Raw genomic sequence first — 17,522 nt, 5'->3', positions numbered from 1 at the left:
TTTGCTGATTCTGAGGACAATTCTTGTTCAAATGCTCAACAAGTGCATAAAATAAAAGTATCGTCTCCTTTATTCCTTAGAGACTGTTAGGGTTAATATGCAATGCTCATCGGATTTAGTGTCGGCAATTATCGCTCTTTTAAAGATGTAGTCACTCTCAGCATGGTAGCTGCGGAGGATGCCTGTGGTAATGATGAGCTTGATAAAAATAATGTTTTTAAGGTTAATCAACAATTTAGTTTACTTAAAAGTGCCGCTATTTATGGAGCAAATGCCAGTGGTAAGAGTAATTTAATTCTGGCATTCAATTTTATGCGATGGTTTGTCATGAATTCTGCAAAATTACAAATCACTGACAAAATAGATGTGGAACCGTTTAGATTAAGTACCGAAACTGTTGATAAACCATCCTTTTTTGAAATAGTTTTTCAGCTAAAAAATAAAACTTATAGATATGGATTTGAAGTAACTCAAAAGCGAGTAGTTTCCGAATGGTTATTTTGTACGCCAAGAAGTCGTGAAACTAAAATCTTTAATCGGCAAGACGATAAAATAGAATATAGCAAAAATATTGAACAAGGTAATATACTAAGAGGATTGACAAAAAAAAATACTCTGTTTTTATCACTAGCGGCTCAATTTAATAATTCTCTAGCGGTGGAAATTGTCTCTTGGTTTAGTCACTTAGGTGTTGTGTTTGGGTTAGATGTGGAATTCTTAAAAGAGATTACGCTTGAGCATCTTTCTAATAGACAAGATTTGATTGATGATGTGACTAAGTTAATTAAACAATTAGATTTAAGTATTGACAATCTCAACCTAGAAACAGAAACCAGAAAAATTTCCTTAGATAGTCTCCCGCAAGATTTACCGGATGTTGTCAGAAATATCATCAGTCACTCTAGCGGTGAAATAAAGTCCGCTACCATAAAAACCTATCATCCAAAGTATGACTCAACAGGTAAAATGATTGAGTTAGAAATTTTTGATATGGACAAACATGAATCTGATGGAACTAAAAAGATTTTGGCTCTGTCAGCACCGATTTTAGACACTTTGCAAAGAGGGGAAGTTTTAGTAATTGATGAATTGGATGCCAGACTTCATCCTTCAATGACTAGAAGTATAATCGAATTATTTAATTCTCAGAAAACTAATCCCAAAAATGCTCAACTTATTTTTACTACTCACGATATTAATTTACTTAGTCATAAATTTTTAAGGAGGGATCAAATTTGGTTTACCGAAAAAAATCATCAAGGAGCAACAGATTTATATTCTTTGGTGGAATTTGCTGATATTAATAATAATACCTTTGAAAAAGATTATATTCAAGGTCGTTATGGCGCAATACCTTTTATTGGTGATTTAAGTACAATTATTGGTAATTAGTATGAGTAACAACAGGAATACTTCTGATTATTTGCGTCGCCAAACTAAGACTAGAGAAACAAGAAAAAGATTTTTAATTGTTTGCGAGGGAGAAAAAACTGAAGTTAACTATTTTAAGGCTTTTGATGTTCCTAAGACAATTGAAGTTACGGTGCGAGGTGAAGGTAAAAATAGCTTGAGTTTAGTCAACAAAGCTATTCAGATTATAGATAATCTAAAAAAAGATGACTCATTTGATCAAATCTGGTGTGTTTTTGATAAAGATAACTGTTCTAAAGAGCAATTTAATCAAGCAGAAAGACTGGCTAAAGAAAATAATGTCAAGATTGCCTATTCTAATGAAGCTTTTGAAATTTGGTTTATTTTACACTTTCAATATCTGGATATTGCCACATCCCGAAGTGAATACCCAAAAATTTTAAATACTCAGATGAAAAAGTGTAAATTATTAAACGAAAAAGAACAATATGCAAAAAATCGAGAGGATATGTACGAAAAATTAAAGCCATACCAGACAACAGCAATCACTAATGCAGCAAAACTTATTCAAGATAGAGATGAAGCCAAAAAACATCCTTTTGATGCCAATCCCTCAACCACAGTACAGGAATTAGTGCAAGAACTTAACATCAATAGTCGTCCTTAAGCTTGATTCTCTTTTGTCAATAATTAAATATTTAATTTTAATTAAAACCTAAAGTTGTTATAATAACTAAAAGCCTATTTAACCAAAGTAACTGCTCTTAATTTGATTTAAATGTCCAATAACTTATCTCACCAAAAACCCTATCATCTCAACTTTAGCAGTGAGGATTTAGGCACGGCAAAACCGACTATCACCCTATTATCGGGGGAACCAGAACGCTCGCGCTATATTGCTGAAACTTATTTACAAAATGCACGTTTACTATCGGATTATCGCGGATTAAATAGTTATCTTGGCTACCTAGATAATTCTACCCCAATTCTTCTGGCTACCAGTGGCATGGGTGCGCCATCTTTGAGTATTGTGGTTAATGAATTAATACAGGTGGGAATTAAAACTATTATTCGTATCGGTACTTGTGGCGCAATTCAAAATAGAATAAAAATTGGTGATATTATTATCTCGCAAGCGGCTTTATGTAGGCAAGGTGCAGCTAATGATATTGCTCCTCCGGAATATCCCGCAGTGGCGGATCCTTTTTTGACAGTTGCTCTAGTCAAATCGGCTCAATTTTTGGGAGTAAATTATCATGTCGGTATTACCGCTTCTGTGGATAGTTTTTATGAAGGACAGGAAAGAATTGTGTCTTCTGCTAATCCTTATCTTCAGCGTCATTTAGAGGGAATTACGGAAGAATATCGACGTTTAAATATTCTCAATTATGAAATGGAAGCGGGAACTTTATTGAAAATGGCGGGGGTTTATGGATTTACTGCCGCTTGTATTTGTGCTGTGATTGCCGAAAGAAGCAAAGAGGAAGGGATTAGTTTAGAAAGCAAACAACAAGCCATAAAAAAAGCGATTCAGGTGGCAATATTGACTGTTAGTAACCTCTCCCTATCCTCAATTGATTAATGTTCAGAAATCATTTTCATTAAGACTTCCTCTTTTTCCTGACTTTGGGGATAACAGGAGATGAGTTTAGCGCGTAATTCCTGAATTGATTTAATCACATTATCGGCTAATTCTTGGTCGCCATTGCGCCAGCCAAGGGGTGCTAGATGGCCGCGATTGGCTAAGGGAACTACTGGTTTTAAGAGTTGTTGACTTAGTTCTTTAATGAACCAGGCTACCGTATCTTTAGCCTGTAGATCCTTAGCAAATGCGATAATTTCCAAGAGTCGAAATAGGTTACTATTGCTAATTAAACAACGGGTTTCCTGCACATTTGGCTGTACATCTAAACCCAAACTCTGCACTAATTTAGCTAGGGCAGCTATGGGAATTGCGCTATCTATGCCGGCAATTACAGGAGCCAGTAAAAGTGAGGGTTGATTTTTCAGAGATACGGCATGGATATCGGTATTATTCAGCGATTTTTGGATATCTTCGGCTTGATTTTTGCCGACACAACCCCTCAAAACCTGTTCTAGTTCTGTGTTTTCCACATCACTTAAAACTTCTAAAAGGGAGATATATTTACACCCTAAACTATGGCCCATCCAAAAATAATTAGGATTACCAGCAGTCGGATCCTCTAAATACAAATCAAGGTTATCTTCATAGCCTAAAAACTTAGCTTCTTCATAAATAGCCTTTCTCAATCCAATCAAATCTTTGACCATTTCTATGGAAACATTCCAATGGCGAAAAGTAAAACGATAGGGAATAGCAATAATAGTATAGCCCCGCTCAAAGACTTGTTTGAGTAGATAACGATAGAACAGATTGGGAAAAGTGCCGAAGAAAGCACCACCGATAAAATAGACAACCCCAATCGGTTTAGGATTGATAGCAACCCAGTGAAATTGCAGGGGAATAAACTTAAATTCTGCTGTCATTGTTTTTCGGTATGTAATTGTTAATTTGGCGATTAGGGAAACAATCTTATAATGATTAAAAATCTCGGCGGCCAAAATAATCGATCGCCTTGTCTAAGTATGGTATATTAATTTGCTCAAAAAAGTTTATTTTGTTGCGAATATGTAATAATTTTTGACAAAAGTAAATTATCACCCCCAAAAATTCGCTTCTTCTTAGTCTTCTAAGCTAATCTTGACCGGATTAACTTGCCATCGGTAAAGTCAAAAACTTTAGCGACGAGACGATTATAAGGTGAGATAATGGGAAAAAATTGGTTTTAGCTTTAAGGATGGTATTATGTCAGACGCAACGCAGTTAACACCGGAAAAAATTGCTCAGTACCGTATTGAATTTGCGGACAATGAGAACGCTTTAATTGCACTTGATGTTATTGAGGAATGGGAGGGAGATTTAGCAGATGCTGCTGAGTCTATTGCCACTCGTAACGGGATTGAAGGGGTAGAAGATAATGCTGATTTTCGTTGGTTTGTTATTATTCTTAATAAATGTCGTGATTCTATTTGTCAACCGAAGTATGAAACTTTGCGAGAAAAATATTTACCCGCACTTATTACCCCTTTAACAGATATTATAGCAGGATGTTTTATGTGTCCGCCTGGAGTAGCAGGACTTTTATCGACTCCAGTTGCTATTTATATTTCAGAGGAAGGAATGGATAAATTTTGTCAAACTTCTTCCGATTCTTAAATCAAGGTTATCCCCCCCAACGCACCTTAAAAAGGGGGGGAAATACCTCAACTTAATTGTATTCTCAAGGAACAATAGATTAAATCCCTGTAGCGATAAATGCAGTCCAATAATAGGGATTAGCAAAGGGATAGGGTTCACGTTTAACCGCAGCTTCTAATAAGTCTTGGAATTTTCTTCTATCCCGTTTATTCTCAAAAACTCGATCGAGTAATTGTTGGAATTTTTGACTATTTTTAATTCTGGCTAATTTTTTACTGTTCAATGTTATTAACCAAGTTTGAGTATGATTTAAAACAATAGCGATACTTCCTTCATCTCGGATAGAAATTCGTTTAAGATCGTGATAAAATTTAGTCATAAATAACGTAGTTGCTAGGGGATCTACTGTCCAAAGGGTGCTAACAACACTAGAACTACCTGCAAATAGAAAACTACTGGGTAAACCGACATATTCATCACTAATACTATCAGCTTTACTTTCGATTATACCACTTTCACAAGCAGAAAAAGTGACTAAACGACATTCTCTTAAGTCAAATTTTTCAAATACTTCTGCTAGGGTTAGGTTAGCTAATTCTCCTAAGTTACCGTCTGGATCTGCCAACATTAAAGCGGAATCTCTAGGGGATTCATTATTAAATTTACCATGACAGGAAAAATGAATACAATGAGATTCTTGTAATTCTTGACAACGGTTTTCTAGGGTTTGTTCTGATGCTTCTAATTCCCCAATAATAATGGTTTTTTCAGTAGCAAATCCTTTACTAATTCTCTCGATTTCTAGATTTGCTCCTAAGAGAGGTTTTAGGTCTTTTCTGGTGGGATTTTTAATAGCAAAAAGACGAGTAAAGTTTTCTCTCTGTGATAATTTTACCAGTTTTAAAAGTTGGCAACTGGGAACGTATCCCACACCATTATAAAAGCGTTGATAGAGAAATTGTCCATTTTTTAGGGGTAAACAATGAAGGGGAATAATATGTAAAAACCAATGGGGAATTAGGATGAGACGAGAGCAGGATTTAGGAATCAGTTCTAAAAGTTCATCAATGGGGAGAATTTCTGAGAGTTGATTTAAACAATCATTAAGATTATTGATCCACTCGGTTTTATTATTTTCATAAGCATCACGATAATTTTTAATAAAATCAATCAATTTTCCTCGATCTTCTGCTGAAGATTGCCAAACTTTAACCCCTTTTACCTCAAAATCCCCCCTTTTGAAGGGGGGTTAGGGGGGATCAAACCTTTTAAAGGGGGGTTAGGGGGGATCAAACCTTTTGAAGGGTGGTTAGGGGGGATCAAACCCTCATTAGTAACAATAAACGCCATAATACTATCCCTGCAATATACCATTCTAAAATAGCAGTATCTTGATCAATTAAGGATTGAATCTCACTTAGAGGAATGCTTTCAACCTTTTGAGTTAAGCTAAAAGTGGGGTCTATGGGAGTTATTTCACGGTCAATGAGTTGATTTAATTCTTGTTTTAACTGATTGAGGTGAGTATAGTCATTTAAGATGGGTTGTCTTTGTTGATCTAGGGTTAAAATTTCTCCCCGATTGCGGGTTTGTTCTTGGATGGCTAACTGTTGTTCTTCCCCAATAATGGCACGACGGAGGCGATCTAATTCCGTAATAATAGTTTGGGGGATATTACCTTTAGGATAGATATCTCGATCGGTAAGCAATTGGACTAGATAGCGGGTTTTGCTGCGTTCAACGTATTCTAAGGCGCGATCTGGTTGATTGAGGTTGAGATAGGATTGAACTATGCCATGATAAACATCCATTGCATCGGAGAGAATTTCTTGTTGTCGTTGGGGGTTTAAGGCTTCGAGTCGGGTATTTTCTACTGCTTCGATGGCTAAGTTGTAGCCTTTGATGGCGGTTTCCCAGTCTTCGATAAAGTTAGCAGTATTTCCTAAGTTTCGTCCTGTTCTTAAACAGTTTATAGGAAAAGCCGTCGGAGTATATATTTCTAATGATAGGTTATAAGCTGCAATAGCTAACTCTAGATTATCTGCCCTTTCCCCTCTAATGCGATCACCATAAACAGTCCCTAAATGATTTTGTGTTAATGCCCATTCATAAGGAAAAGCATCACGATTATAAACTCTTAGAGCTTCTTGAATAAAATTGATAGACTTCTCAAAATTTTCTTCTTTATCTCCTCTAATTCTATCCGCATAAGCACTGGCTAGATCACATCGTGTACCAGCCCAACCCCAGGGAAATTTATCATAAGTTCTCACTTGCAATACTTCGTTGAAAAATTTGATCGCTAGTTCTAAATTCTCAGCTTTATCACCTTTAATTCTATTCGCATAAGCATTAGCTAGAGTGTTTTTTGTATTTGCCCAATCTTGAGGAATTTTGTCAATAGTTCTTACTTTCAATGCTTCGTTACAAGCCGTAATCTCCAGTTCTAAATTGTCAGCTTTATTACCTTTAATTCTCTTCCCATAAGCCATAGCTAAATTATGTTGAGTCATCGCCCAATCTTGAGGGAATTTTTCAAAAGTTCTGGCTTTTAATGCTTCATTATAAGCAGCAATCGCAAGTTCTAAATTCTCGGCTTTATCTCCTCTAATTCTTTTAGTATAGGTATTAGCTAGGTTATTTTGTGTATCTGCCCAATCTTTAGGAAAATTATCGAAAGATCTCACTTTCAATGCTTCAGTATAAGCAGCGATTGATAGTTCTAAATTCTCCGCTATATCTCCTCTGATTCTGTTTTGGTAAGCACTACCAAGATTATCTTGCGTATCTGCCCAAATTTCAGGAAAATCATCAAAATTAAACCCAGTTAAAACAACTTGATAACCTGCGATCGCAATTTCTAAATTAGTGGCAATATTACCTAGAGGGAATTGTTGGATCAAGGTACTAAAATTACAGAGATTACCAGCGATATATATAACCTGCTCTGTTTCAACGGATGCTAATTGATTTTTTACCCAATTATCTAGAATAATTATTAAATTTTCATCTAATTTATCAAGATTATGTTCAAAAAAAGGATAAATATACTTGGGATCAGGGTTTTCATAAACCTTGTTTAATGCCTTCATCAAAAAATTTAAATATTCTTGATGTGCATTTCCAGATTCTCTGCTTTCAACTGGCGGAATTTTATTTGCTCCCTCTGGCACAACTTCCCAGTCATAACCCACTTCCTCACAAAAAGCAATAATTTCTTGGATTAATATACTTTCAACGCTAGGTACAGGAAAATTATGTTCTCTTAATTGTCGTGCAAAATTAGTTGCATCTGATGAAGATTTAAACATTAATATAGTATGTCTTCCTTGATGACTTATTGTATGAATTCCCTCATTGTCTGTTCCTGCGTTGTAGAGAAGAACATAAACTTGAGGTTGAGGGGTGAGAAATTGCCCCAACCATTGCGCTATATCGCGTAACAAAGCAGCATGATTATTATTGCCTTGTTCTTCTAACCCTGTTGCATAGTTTTCCATCTCCTGCAAGAATTGGGGGTCAATCAATTCCTGATTAGCTCGCAGAATATTATTGAGTTCCTCATCATCAGTAGAAGTGAGCAACTGTTCTATTAAATTAACATAAGCCTGGGCGCGTTGTTCATTCATTGTCTGTACTGTGATTGATGTGATTATGTGATGGACTGTGATTTTTTTTCGATATACCAACCGTATAATATAATATAATAAACACTCATGATTGTCAAAGATAACCTAATCATAGTCTATCATTCAATCATTCTAATCATAGTTTAGACATTATTAAGGAGAAAGACTATGGACATCACCATTCATCTTAGCCAAGAACAAAGGGAAAAACTCGCCTACATCCAACAACATAGCAATCAGGATATCACTACCCTGCTCAATCAAGTTATTGAGCAACAATATACCAAACTACACCCGCGTAACTCAGATCCCCTTACTTAAAGTGCTGAAAGAAAGCGGTTTTATTGGGTGTGGACAAGGTGCGCCCGATCTTTCTACTAATTATGACAAAAAATACTGAACTGCTTAAGGAAAGGTTTTGTAAATTTCTCGACGATGGGCAACTCTTTGACAGATAATCTTTTGATTTTTTTTGTCAAGGGTTAAGCCAACCCTATAATCTCCTATTCTAATTTTGTACTTATCTTTGTAGCCTTTCATTTTCTTTAAATACCCTAATTCATAAGGATTATCAACTTCTAATTCCTGAAAAACAATTAATCTAATACTAGATTGTATATCTTGAGGTAAAGAAGCTAATTCTTTTAAAAATCTTTTTGTATATTCAACTTTCCACATTGTTATTGTTGATTGATGCTAGGTATTTTAAGGCTTCTTCTTTGGAAAGAGTTGGATCATTTTCAACTTCTTCAATCAATTTTGCAAGTCCATAATCTTCAAGAATTTCTTCGATTTTTTCAAATTCAGCAATGGGAATCTGAACGGCAATCGTTTTTTGATTGTTGTCTAATACATAGTTTTTGCTGATTTCTAGCATTGATTCCTCCGTCAAGGTTATTTGTGTTTTCAGAAAACCATCATTGTCTTAACTATGATTTTTGTGATTATGTGATGGACTGTGATTTTTTCTAGAGAATCACCATATAATATAATTGGATACAATGAATATTCGTGATTGTCAAGGGCGATTGCTGCCAAATTTGTTTGATATATTCCAAGTTTCTGCCTTAGAACATATCAAACAAATTACTTTTCTGCACAAATAACTGTCATTACAGCAACTTCTTTGTCCAATTGATCTCCTATTTCATCTTCAACAACGTCCAGATCGTAATCCATTTGTAATCCCAGCCAAAATCGCGGTGACATATCAAAATAACGAGCTAACCGAAGAGCTATATCCGCTGTGATAGGCTGCTTTCCGTGAACGATTTCGTTAATACATTGTTCGGGAACTCCAAGAGCCAGAGCTATTTGATTCTGACTAAGGTTCATTGGCTTGATAAATTCCTCTAAAAGAACCTCACCGGGATGAATTGGCATTAGTTTATCTTCATTCATTATTTTACCTCAATGATAATCAACGATTTCTACGTCTAGAGCATCACCGTTTTGCCAGACAAAGCAAATTCGCCATTGATCGTTAACCCGAATGCTATATTGACCTTCCCTGTCACCAACCAGACGTTCCAATCGATTTGCTGGTGGGACACGAAGATCTTGCAGGGTTTCCGCACGATTAAGCATCCGCAATTTTCGCAATGCCACTTGTTGGATATCTAATGGCAATTTACGCGAATGTTTACGTTCAAAAACTTTTTGAGCTTCTTTATCTTTAAAGTTTTGGATCACTCTCTAAACAATTTCTTATCCTACTTTTAAGTATATAACGTAAGGATGCTCCAATGGCAGAACTGGTTGGGGAACAGGCCAGACAGTGACTTCTGCGAATGCGTCTGGGGCCAAGATGACGCGACGACAAATGATCGCGGTAGCCTTCATGTTGGACATACTAACAACACCTTAGCCTGTTGTCAATGTCCCCAACAGTTAAAAACACCTCATATTCTTCTATATTTCTCGCTTGAGGGTTGAGATATTGCCCAAAGTTTTGTGTTAAATAAATCTGCATGGTTATTGTATCCTTATTATTTTAACCCTGTTGCATAGTTTTCCATCACCTGCAAAAAATCGGGATCAATAAATTCCTGATTTGCTTGCAGAATATTATTGAGTTCCTCATCATTAGTACAAGCGAGCAACTGTTCTATTAAATTAACATAAGCTTGGGCGCGTTGTTCGTTCATTGTCTGTACTGTGATTGATGTGATTATGTGATGGACTGTGATTTTTTTTGAGAGAGCGACCGTATAATATAATAAACACTCATGATTGTCAAAGATAACCTAATCATAGTTTATCATTCAATCATTCTAATCATAGTTTAGACATTATTAAGGAGAAAGACTATGGACATCACCATTCATCTTAGCCAAGAACAAAGGGAAAAACTCGCCTACATCCAACAACATAGCGATCAGGATATCACTACCCTGCTCAATCAAGTTATTGAGCAACAATATACCAAACTACACCCGCGTAACTCAGATCCCCTTAAAGTGCTGAAAGAAAGCGGTTTTATTGGGTGTGGACAAGGTTCGCCCGATCTTTCTACTAATTATAAAACTATTCTGAAGGAAGAATGGTCAGCCAAACATGATTATAGTTGATACAGGCTTCTGGTTGGCTCTCGCCAATGAGCAAGATAATCATCATCAGCAAGCACAGCTTGTAATTCAAAGATTGCGAGAACCCCTAATAACAACCTGGTGTGTTGTCACCGAAACTTGTTACCTTTTGCTAACTTGTCTCGGTAATCATGCTCAATTGCTATTTATCCAAAATTTCTTAGCAGGTGGTTTTGAAGTATTTGAGTTACAATCAAATCATGTTAGACGAATGCAACAACTTATGAAACGTTATGAAGATATACCAATGGATCTAGCTGATGCTTCATTAGTAGTATTAGCTGAAAACTTAGGGCATGGGAAAATTTTAACGTCAGATCGCCGCGATTTTTCAATCTATCGCTGGCAGGATACCCATACTTTTCAAAATCTATTCTTAGGATATCCTTAATAATTTCGAGAGAATGATAATACTTTTGCTTCAGGTATCCTCTTTATTGGCGATCGCTGCTAATCTGGCGATCAAACGGCTTGCAACATGAATTCAACCTTGATCGCTTCAAACGGGAACTCTACACTCCCATCTGCTACACGACTCAGAATACCGACATTTAAAAGTGCCGTAATATCTCCATGTACTGCTTTAACATCCCGATGTACTCGCCTCGCCGCCTCACGGATAGAAATGGGGCCAGCACCGCACATAGCTTTGAGGAGTTCCCACCGCTTGGCAGTCAGAACTTTCCAGAGAAGTTCGGGGGTAGCAAAACTGATACGAACTTCTTTTTCTGCTCGACCCGTTTTCATCGCTTGAACGGCATCGGCAAGGGTGTCAGTCAAGGAGCGAACTTCAAGAACGACCGTGTTCATAATTTCACCTCAAAATGTCAGAGTTGAAGTCGGCCATCAATTGGTCTGGCGAAGAGAAAGCATAAAGAGACTCCACACCATCGAAATGACGGTGATCGCCTGTTCAATTAAATTAACATAAGTTTGTAATTTGGCTTCATCCATAACCGTACCCTTCAACCCCAAACTACCCTTAAAAGTCATTATACATCAGAATTTATGGCGCTACTTGTTATTATTTGGTATATTATTGTATAGTTTCCCACAAAATGCCGGGAGATATAAAACTAATGATAATCCGAAGCGTTAAATGTTAGAAATTGAGTACCTGAGAGATACAAATGGTGAACTAACAGGGGTTGTTATCCCTATTAAAGTGTGGAAACAAATCTTTCCTGAAGCGGAAATTGCCTTAGATGAGTTATCGGATAGATTAGAAGATTATTGTCTAAGTCAAGCAATGGATGAAGCGATGTCAACCCCTTTATTAGACCGTCAAACAGCATTACAATATCTGGAGGAATAATTTGGAAGTTGAGTATCGCCAATTATTTTTAAAAGATTTAAAGAAGTTGAAAAAACAACCTATATATGATCAAATCGTCGATATTGCTTTTGAAAGACTCCCCTTAGCTATCAATTTGGAGGTTTTAAGTAATATTAAGGCGATGAAGGGTTATCCTAATCGTTATCGTATTCGTGTTGGTGACTATCGTATCGGAATAGAAGTACAAGGAAATAAGGTAGAAATGATGCGTGTTCTACATCGACGGGATTTTTATCGCTATTTTCCCTAATTTTAATTGGGTTCCTCATCATCAGTACAAGCAAGCAACTGTTCAATTAAATTAACATAAGCTTGGGCGCGTTGTTCATTCATCGTCTGTACTGTGATTGATGTGATTATGTGATGAACTGTGATTTTTTTTGAGAGAGCGACCGTATAATATATACTTTAGAAGTTCATAATCTGAGATTTATTAAACTTCTGAAATCGTAGAGTCAGCAAGGAATCCAGTTCTTTTTTATGTTTCAAATGGGCATCATTCAAACATTCATAAATGGCTGAAGAAAAGTCAGAAAAGTTTTCATAATATTTACCATATAAACATTTCTTTTTGACCAATTTCCACAGCCTTTCAATTAAATTTAGATTAGGTGAATAAGACGGCATATAGAGCAGTTCTATTGACAAAGAAAGAGCTAATTCTTCAACAATTTTACATTTTTGATAGCGGGCATTATCTAAGACGAGAGTGATGGGAATCATTAGTCCTAAAGCAGCTATTTTTGACCGGAGTTCACAGACTTGAGTTGCCGTAATATAATTGTCATATGTTACCAGAATAACTTCATGATTTATTGCATTTAATGCTCCTAAAACATTGAAGCGTTTACGCCCGCTCGGTGACTTAACAAAAAGTCTCTCAAAACACCAAACAAAACCGAGAAATGCTCCCATGACGAAGTGAGCGGCATCAACAAAAAAAACAGCCCTTTTTCCTTCTTTAGCCTCATTTAGTCTGGGTTCTAGCTTTTTTTCTTTGTATTCTTCTTGTTCATCTGGGTCAGCTTTAGAAGGAAGAGAACCTACTTTTAAACATTTCATTCCCATTGATTTTAAAAATTTTCTCACTTGGGTAGGACTTCGTTTTATTCCCGTCAATTCTTCTATCCTATATACAGCTTCATTTATTGTGGCTGGTGGATTTTTCTCGAAGTATTTTTTGAGGGTTTCTTTTTGAGACTCTAATTCACTTTTAGGGCGATAGAAGTTGATTTCTTTTAATTTTTCTATTCCGCCCTCTTGATAATCTCGAAGATAGGTTAATAAGGTATTTGGCGAGATTCCTGCTAACTGACAAATTTTTTGGTGCGGTATCTTTTGGCTTTTTAACCAGAGAACTTCCATCTTCAGTTGAACCCGGGGATGGGGATGATGAAATCTTTCATAATACAGTGAGTTCTTTTCTTCTTCCGTGAATTCTAGGTTAATCATGTTTTTAATGAGTGCTTTGCTTCTAATTATGACTCTTAAACTATATTATTGTCCTTGAGTAAAAAATACAAGTTGTAGCCGTGCAAAGTATAATAAACACCCATGATTGTCAAAGACAATCTAATCATAGTCGATCATTCAAGCATTCTCAATCATAGTTTAGACGGTATTGCAATTAAGGATTACCCGAAATAACAAACCTACCCACTGCCACTAAAAACCCTCCTACCGCCGTAATTAAAATACCGATCAATGTCCAAATCTGAGCCTGTTGTGAACTTTTAATCGCATTAACATCTTGCTTCAGGTTATCGATTTCTACCTTTAATACCTGTCTTTCCCCCTTAGCTTCTGTTAACTCAATTTTGATGTCTGTAACATCTTTTTGTAAATTCTCTAATTTGTGATTAATTTGGGCTAAAATTTCCCCTAGGTTTTGTTCAATTATTACTGACATTTGTATTTTTCCTCATAAGTAGTCATGCAAAATTAATTACCTGCCCGATCGAGCTAAAACCCTTACGGGGCAATGATCGTCATGTGTAAATAATTTTGCCTAGGTACTTAATCAAAAAGCTCCCCGCATCATTCACCCTAAAACTCAAAATTGTTGAGCCAGTTTTTGGATAGCAAAGAATAATAAGTAGCTGGTTAGAATTAAATTGAAGATAGATTTTGGGTTCGATCCCCCCTTAATCCCCCCTTGATAAGGGGGGTGCCGATCCCCCCTTAGTCCCCCCTTGATAAGGGGGGAAACTGATAGTTTTTAACACCTAACTACTTAAATTTTATCGTTTTCACCAAGCATTTTTGGGGCTACGGTTCCAAAATTCGGGCTAGTCAAAGACTAAACCCGAACTTGACCGAGTTTTTTAATCCTCTAAACTAATCTTGACCGGATTAACTTTCCAAATCTCTTGACAATATTCCCAGATTGTGCGATCGCTAGAGAATTTGGCCATACGAACCGAGTTGAGAATCGACATCCGCGTCCACTTGTCCCGATCGCGATAAGCTTCACTTACCTGTTCCTGACAATCAGCGTAGGATTGATAATCAGCTAAAAGCATATACTGGTCATCGTAGAGGAGAGAATCAACGATCGGCCTGAATAATTCCGTGTCACCATGGCTAAAATAACCACTCTTGATTCGATCGATCACTCCCTTCAATTCGCGATTATTTTTGTAATAGCTCATCGGTTCATAACCCTGTGCTTTCCTAGCATAAACTGCTTCTGCTGTCAAGTCAAAGTAGAGACAAACAGCAATTCTCAGTTTTAGACACAGCAAGCCTTTTAGGGATTTAAAGAACATTTTAAAGGGGGATTTTTGGAGCAACTTTTGGTGTACTATCACGTCAAAAGCCCGAAGACTCGTCAAATGAAATTCGCCATCCCATTGAATTTTACCCCGTATTATGCGAACTAACTCCCAAAAGCCTTGCTACAGGGCAAATTTAGAATTGCTGAGAGACAAAAATCTCAGCCAATAAAAAAGCTAAAAGAAGCGATACTTATCGCTAAAGTCAAAACCGTTAGCGACGAGACGATTATAAAGTCGGGGACAAGCTAAAGCTAGGGATTGTCCTCTTGAGCGATCAATATCATTAGTAAACTCGATAAAATCCCCTTGCAAAGTCATTAATTCTTCAGAATCGGGGCGAGGACGTTGTAAAGCGGCAATCACCGTCTCTAGATGCCATCGATTATCTTGATCACATTCACTGGCCAAAAATTGCTGCCAATCCTGGAAAGCTTCATCGATGAGGACTTGCGGCAACATATCAAGGGATAAAAATTTCGGCGACCAGACAATGCTATCTAAACAGAATCGCAGCCCATTTTCTTGACACCAACCCACATTCCGCACCCTAAGTGTCACAACGTCTCAAAAGAGGAAGATGCCTGAGTCAAAATACTTATCTAGAGGAGTGAGTTGGCGGCAAGCTGCCGGCAACTAAGCCGAAAATTCCAGGGTTCCCCCAGTCATTCGCAATAAACAGTGCTTATTGAGAATGACTAGGCAATCAGACTTAACATCTAGGGGGAGATGTTCCAGTTGCTCGCTTTGTTTTGTCACCCCTGGAAGTCAATCCATCTGGTCAAGATAAGAGATAATATTCCTGGCAAGGTTTGGGAAAAAATCTCAAAATGTTGCGCCTCTCATCCGTTAAGTTGCTAATCTTTTGATTGTCTTGAATACGTAGGAGATGAATCCCTTGAAAGTTCTGAAATATCCAGCGTAATGTTGGTCGGTCAGTTAACTTACCCAACTGATTTTTCAGTCCCGTCTCCTGCTGTTTTAAATTCAGGCGAAGTTGTCTTTGGCCAATAGTATAAACCAACAGGCACGAGCAACGTGAGCAGGGCCATGACCTCGATTCTATGGGGAGATTTGAGAAAGACACTGTGGGCAAAAAAGCCGGGGTCTTTGAGAAAAGAAAATCCTCTTTCTGGAGCTTGTTGCCCCTTATATTTTTTGAGTATATCCTCACTGCTTAATCGTTTTTTCTCCAAATCGTTAGTTGCTAAAATGAATCGTCCTGCTCGTTTCTTTAGCCTCTCAATCGCTGGCAAATTCAACTCTAATTCGGCTTGAACTTGATAGCTTTGAGAGGGTAAATCGTCTTTTGATTTGAGTTTTGACTGCTCTCGTCTCAGGCGGAATGAGATTGACTTTAATCTCCGTTAACTGATGATATTTTAAGGAGTCAGATAATCCTTTGGCTATCGCCAACGCCACCGCTCTATTCTCAAATTCTCTTCGGGATAGTTGCCGGATTTTTTCTTGGGCAGAATTCTTTTCCTGCTCGATTTTTTTCTCTAATTTTTTCAAGTCTGATTCTTGTCTAGCTTGACTTTCAACTAGCAACCATCTTTGTTCTATTCCCCCATAGTTAGAGCTTGTTTCCCGCCAGGAATAACCCGGTATTTCTGCATCGGTTAACTCTTTTTCTGAGATGCTATCGACTAACTCTTGAGCCTCTTTAATGCTGAAGGGGACTCGAGACAACCAACGCATTTCTTTCATTAGTTTTAAATTCTCTTTGCTATAGAGGGCGCTATCGCCGACTATTAAACTGTCAAAGTCAACTTGTTTTTGAAATTCTCGGGCGATTTGACCAAAAACCGCTTTGTCTGCTTCATTTCCGTCCCCTACTTTCAGCAATAAAGGTACATCTCCATCCCCACTTACGATTAAGTCAATCATAAATTGTTTTAAGTCAGGTCGTCGGTCGCGGGAGTATCCGTGGGTAATTTTTATTGGCTGTTGTCTGGTTTCAATTTCTTCTCCCACTGCTCCTGATTTCAGGATTTCTACTGTTGGGTATTCCTTGTTATATTCTCCTTCTACTGATAAGTACCTAGGCAAAATTATTTACACATGACGATCATTGCCCCGTAAGGGTTTTAGCTCGATCGGGCAGGTAATTAATTTTGCATGACTACTTAGAGAAGTCGAATCTAAATGGGAGTTCTCGGTTGCTACACCAAATTTTTTCACGGCTGCTAAACTAATGAGTAGGAAAATCCCCGAAACATCCAGTTGATAAAGTTTGTCCATCACTCGACCAATTTTATCATCATTCAGGTGTTTTGCTTCGATGCCTTCTCCCAGCAGATGTTCGGTTGCTTTATCTTCAAAAAATTGAGGAAATAAATACAAGGCCCGGGAGACAAATCCCAATCCGTTCAGGATAATTGCTTTCACGACTTGCCCCGCTGTGACAATTTCTCCTCGCTCAATTGAGACTTGTTCGTTGATAATTTCAACGATTCCTATTTCATCGATAATTCCGGCTACTAATCCCAGATGGTCTAGATTTTTGACTTCAATTTCTGTTGATTGATTCATGGTCGAACAGCCCACTGCCTAAGTTTTCCAACAATTCCTATTTTTTCATAATTAGGGGTCTCAATATCC

21 protein-coding genes and 2 pseudogenes are annotated in these 17,522 nt (G+C 37.2%); 9 read left to right on the top strand and 14 right to left on the bottom strand.

The window, feature by feature from the left end; all coding sequences use genetic code 11:
• The first annotated feature begins 102 nt into the window (after nt 1–102).
• The 3 genes from VL20_RS18925 to VL20_RS18915 all read left to right on the top strand — a co-directional run bounded on the left by VL20_RS18925 (nt 103) and on the right by VL20_RS18915 (nt 2,953).
• Nucleotides 103–1,392, top strand: a complete 1,290-nt coding sequence (locus VL20_RS18925; RefSeq protein WP_052277436.1) for an AAA family ATPase — start codon at nt 103–105, stop codon at nt 1,390–1,392.
• Nucleotide 1,393: 1 nt separating this feature from the next.
• Nucleotides 1,394–2,038, top strand: a complete 645-nt coding sequence (locus VL20_RS18920) for an RloB family protein (protein WP_052277435.1) — start codon at nt 1,394–1,396, stop codon at nt 2,036–2,038.
• Nucleotides 2,039–2,149: 111 nt separating this feature from the next.
• Nucleotides 2,150–2,953, top strand: coding sequence for a nucleoside phosphorylase (locus VL20_RS18915; RefSeq protein ID WP_052277434.1), 804 nt, complete (start codon nt 2,150–2,152; stop codon nt 2,951–2,953).
• Here VL20_RS18915 and VL20_RS18910 read toward each other — a convergent pair.
• Entirely contained in the window at nt 2,950–3,879 is a 930-nt protein-coding gene (locus tag VL20_RS18910) for a DUF1350 family protein (protein ID WP_052278514.1), read from the bottom strand. The genes VL20_RS18915 and VL20_RS18910 overlap by 4 nt on opposite strands.
• A 319-nt stretch (nt 3,880–4,198) precedes the next feature.
• On the opposite strand from VL20_RS18910, the gene VL20_RS18905 reads away from it, so the two are divergent.
• Entirely contained in the window at nt 4,199–4,609 is a 411-nt protein-coding gene (locus VL20_RS18905) for a hypothetical protein (RefSeq protein WP_052277433.1), read from the top strand.
• Between the two features lie 79 nt (nt 4,610–4,688).
• Here VL20_RS18905 and VL20_RS29480 read toward each other — a convergent pair whose 3' ends face one another.
• Both VL20_RS29480 and VL20_RS29475 read right to left on the bottom strand, forming a co-directional pair.
• Nucleotides 4,689–5,765, bottom strand: a complete 1,077-nt coding sequence (locus VL20_RS29480) for a CHAT domain-containing protein (RefSeq protein ID WP_128575258.1) — start codon at nt 5,763–5,765, stop codon at nt 4,689–4,691.
• Between the two features lie 145 nt (nt 5,766–5,910).
• Nucleotides 5,911–8,220, bottom strand: coding sequence for a DUF3110 domain-containing protein (locus VL20_RS29475; protein ID WP_284525860.1), 2,310 nt, complete (start codon nt 8,218–8,220; stop codon nt 5,911–5,913).
• A gap of 168 nt (nt 8,221–8,388) precedes the next feature.
• Between VL20_RS29475 and VL20_RS18895 the strand changes: the two genes are divergently transcribed.
• The gene (locus VL20_RS18895) at nt 8,389–8,541 is read left to right on the top strand and encodes a hypothetical protein (RefSeq protein WP_284525859.1); all 153 of its coding nucleotides are present in this window, start codon (nt 8,389–8,391) and stop codon (nt 8,539–8,541) included.
• A gap of 84 nt (nt 8,542–8,625) precedes the next feature.
• Here the strand turns inward: VL20_RS18895 and VL20_RS18890 are convergent, their stop codons facing one another.
• The 5 genes from VL20_RS18890 to VL20_RS31845 all read right to left on the bottom strand — a co-directional run bounded on the left by VL20_RS18890 (nt 8,626) and on the right by VL20_RS31845 (nt 10,367).
• Nucleotides 8,626–8,898 carry a type II toxin-antitoxin system RelE family toxin gene (locus VL20_RS18890; protein WP_052277432.1) on the bottom strand — a complete coding sequence of 91 codons (273 nt, stop codon included), beginning with the start codon at nt 8,896–8,898 and terminating at the stop codon, nt 8,626–8,628.
• The gene (locus VL20_RS18885) at nt 8,885–9,097 is read right to left on the bottom strand and encodes a hypothetical protein (protein ID WP_002786278.1); all 213 of its coding nucleotides are present in this window, start codon (nt 9,095–9,097) and stop codon (nt 8,885–8,887) included. The genes VL20_RS18890 and VL20_RS18885 overlap by 14 nt, the downstream gene beginning before the upstream one ends.
• A gap of 209 nt (nt 9,098–9,306) precedes the next feature.
• Nucleotides 9,307–9,621 (bottom strand): HigA family addiction module antitoxin, encoded by a 315-nt coding sequence (locus VL20_RS18880; RefSeq protein WP_036399402.1) that lies wholly within the window; start codon nt 9,619–9,621, stop codon nt 9,307–9,309.
• Nucleotides 9,622–9,630: 9 nt separating this feature from the next.
• Entirely contained in the window at nt 9,631–9,912 is a 282-nt protein-coding gene (locus VL20_RS18875; protein ID WP_002740810.1) for a type II toxin-antitoxin system RelE/ParE family toxin, read from the bottom strand.
• Between the two features lie 296 nt (nt 9,913–10,208).
• The gene (locus VL20_RS31845) at nt 10,209–10,367 is read right to left on the bottom strand and encodes a hypothetical protein (protein WP_167341555.1); all 159 of its coding nucleotides are present in this window, start codon (nt 10,365–10,367) and stop codon (nt 10,209–10,211) included.
• Between the two features lie 162 nt (nt 10,368–10,529).
• Between VL20_RS31845 and VL20_RS18870 the strand changes: the two genes are divergently transcribed.
• Nucleotides 10,530–10,790: a hypothetical protein gene (locus VL20_RS18870; RefSeq protein WP_002737535.1), complete on the top strand. Its 261-nt coding sequence runs from the start codon at nt 10,530–10,532 to the stop codon at nt 10,788–10,790.
• The gene (locus tag VL20_RS18865) at nt 10,777–11,199 is read left to right on the top strand and encodes a type II toxin-antitoxin system VapC family toxin (RefSeq protein WP_052277431.1); all 423 of its coding nucleotides are present in this window, start codon (nt 10,777–10,779) and stop codon (nt 11,197–11,199) included. Before VL20_RS18870 ends, VL20_RS18865 begins: the two co-directional genes overlap by 14 nt.
• A 71-nt stretch (nt 11,200–11,270) precedes the next feature.
• On the opposite strand, the gene VL20_RS18860 is transcribed toward VL20_RS18865, so the two are convergent.
• Nucleotides 11,271–11,618: an HVO_A0114 family putative DNA-binding protein gene (locus VL20_RS18860; protein ID WP_002751511.1), complete on the bottom strand. Its 348-nt coding sequence runs from the start codon at nt 11,616–11,618 to the stop codon at nt 11,271–11,273.
• A gap of 289 nt (nt 11,619–11,907) precedes the next feature.
• Between VL20_RS18860 and VL20_RS18855 the strand changes: the two genes are divergently transcribed.
• Nucleotides 11,908–12,123 (top strand): hypothetical protein, encoded by a 216-nt coding sequence (locus VL20_RS18855; protein ID WP_002786275.1) that lies wholly within the window; start codon nt 11,908–11,910, stop codon nt 12,121–12,123.
• Nucleotides 12,124–12,169: 46 nt separating this feature from the next.
• Nucleotides 12,170–12,394, top strand: coding sequence for a type II toxin-antitoxin system RelE family toxin (locus VL20_RS18850; RefSeq protein ID WP_239698044.1), 225 nt, complete (start codon nt 12,170–12,172; stop codon nt 12,392–12,394).
• Between the two features lie 158 nt (nt 12,395–12,552).
• On the opposite strand, the gene VL20_RS18845 is transcribed toward VL20_RS18850, so the two are convergent.
• The 5 genes and pseudogenes from VL20_RS18845 to VL20_RS18825 all read right to left on the bottom strand — a co-directional run bounded on the left by VL20_RS18845 (nt 12,553) and on the right by VL20_RS18825 (nt 17,453).
• Entirely contained in the window at nt 12,553–13,596 is a 1,044-nt protein-coding gene (locus tag VL20_RS18845) for an IS630 family transposase (RefSeq protein WP_052277429.1), read from the bottom strand.
• 175 nt (nt 13,597–13,771) lie between these two features.
• Nucleotides 13,772–14,053: a hemolysin XhlA family protein gene (locus VL20_RS18840; protein WP_002786273.1), complete on the bottom strand. Its 282-nt coding sequence runs from the start codon at nt 14,051–14,053 to the stop codon at nt 13,772–13,774.
• 415 nt (nt 14,054–14,468) lie between these two features.
• Nucleotides 14,469–14,849: pseudogene (locus tag VL20_RS18835) on the bottom strand (glycogen/starch/alpha-glucan phosphorylase); the annotation flags it as partial.
• Nucleotides 14,850–15,095: 246 nt separating this feature from the next.
• Nucleotides 15,096–15,479, bottom strand: a complete 384-nt coding sequence (locus tag VL20_RS18830; protein ID WP_249265006.1) for a hypothetical protein — start codon at nt 15,477–15,479, stop codon at nt 15,096–15,098.
• A 220-nt stretch (nt 15,480–15,699) separates the two neighbouring features.
• Nucleotides 15,700–17,453, bottom strand: a pseudogene (locus VL20_RS18825) (IS1634 family transposase).
• Nucleotides 17,454–17,522 lie beyond the last annotated feature (69 nt).

Origin of the sequence: Microcystis panniformis FACHB-1757, assembly GCF_001264245.1 — a bacterium.
In the GTDB taxonomy this organism is placed as follows: domain Bacteria; phylum Cyanobacteriota; class Cyanobacteriia; order Cyanobacteriales; family Microcystaceae; genus Microcystis; species Microcystis panniformis.
This window is presented reverse-complemented; position numbering and strand designations above follow the sequence as displayed.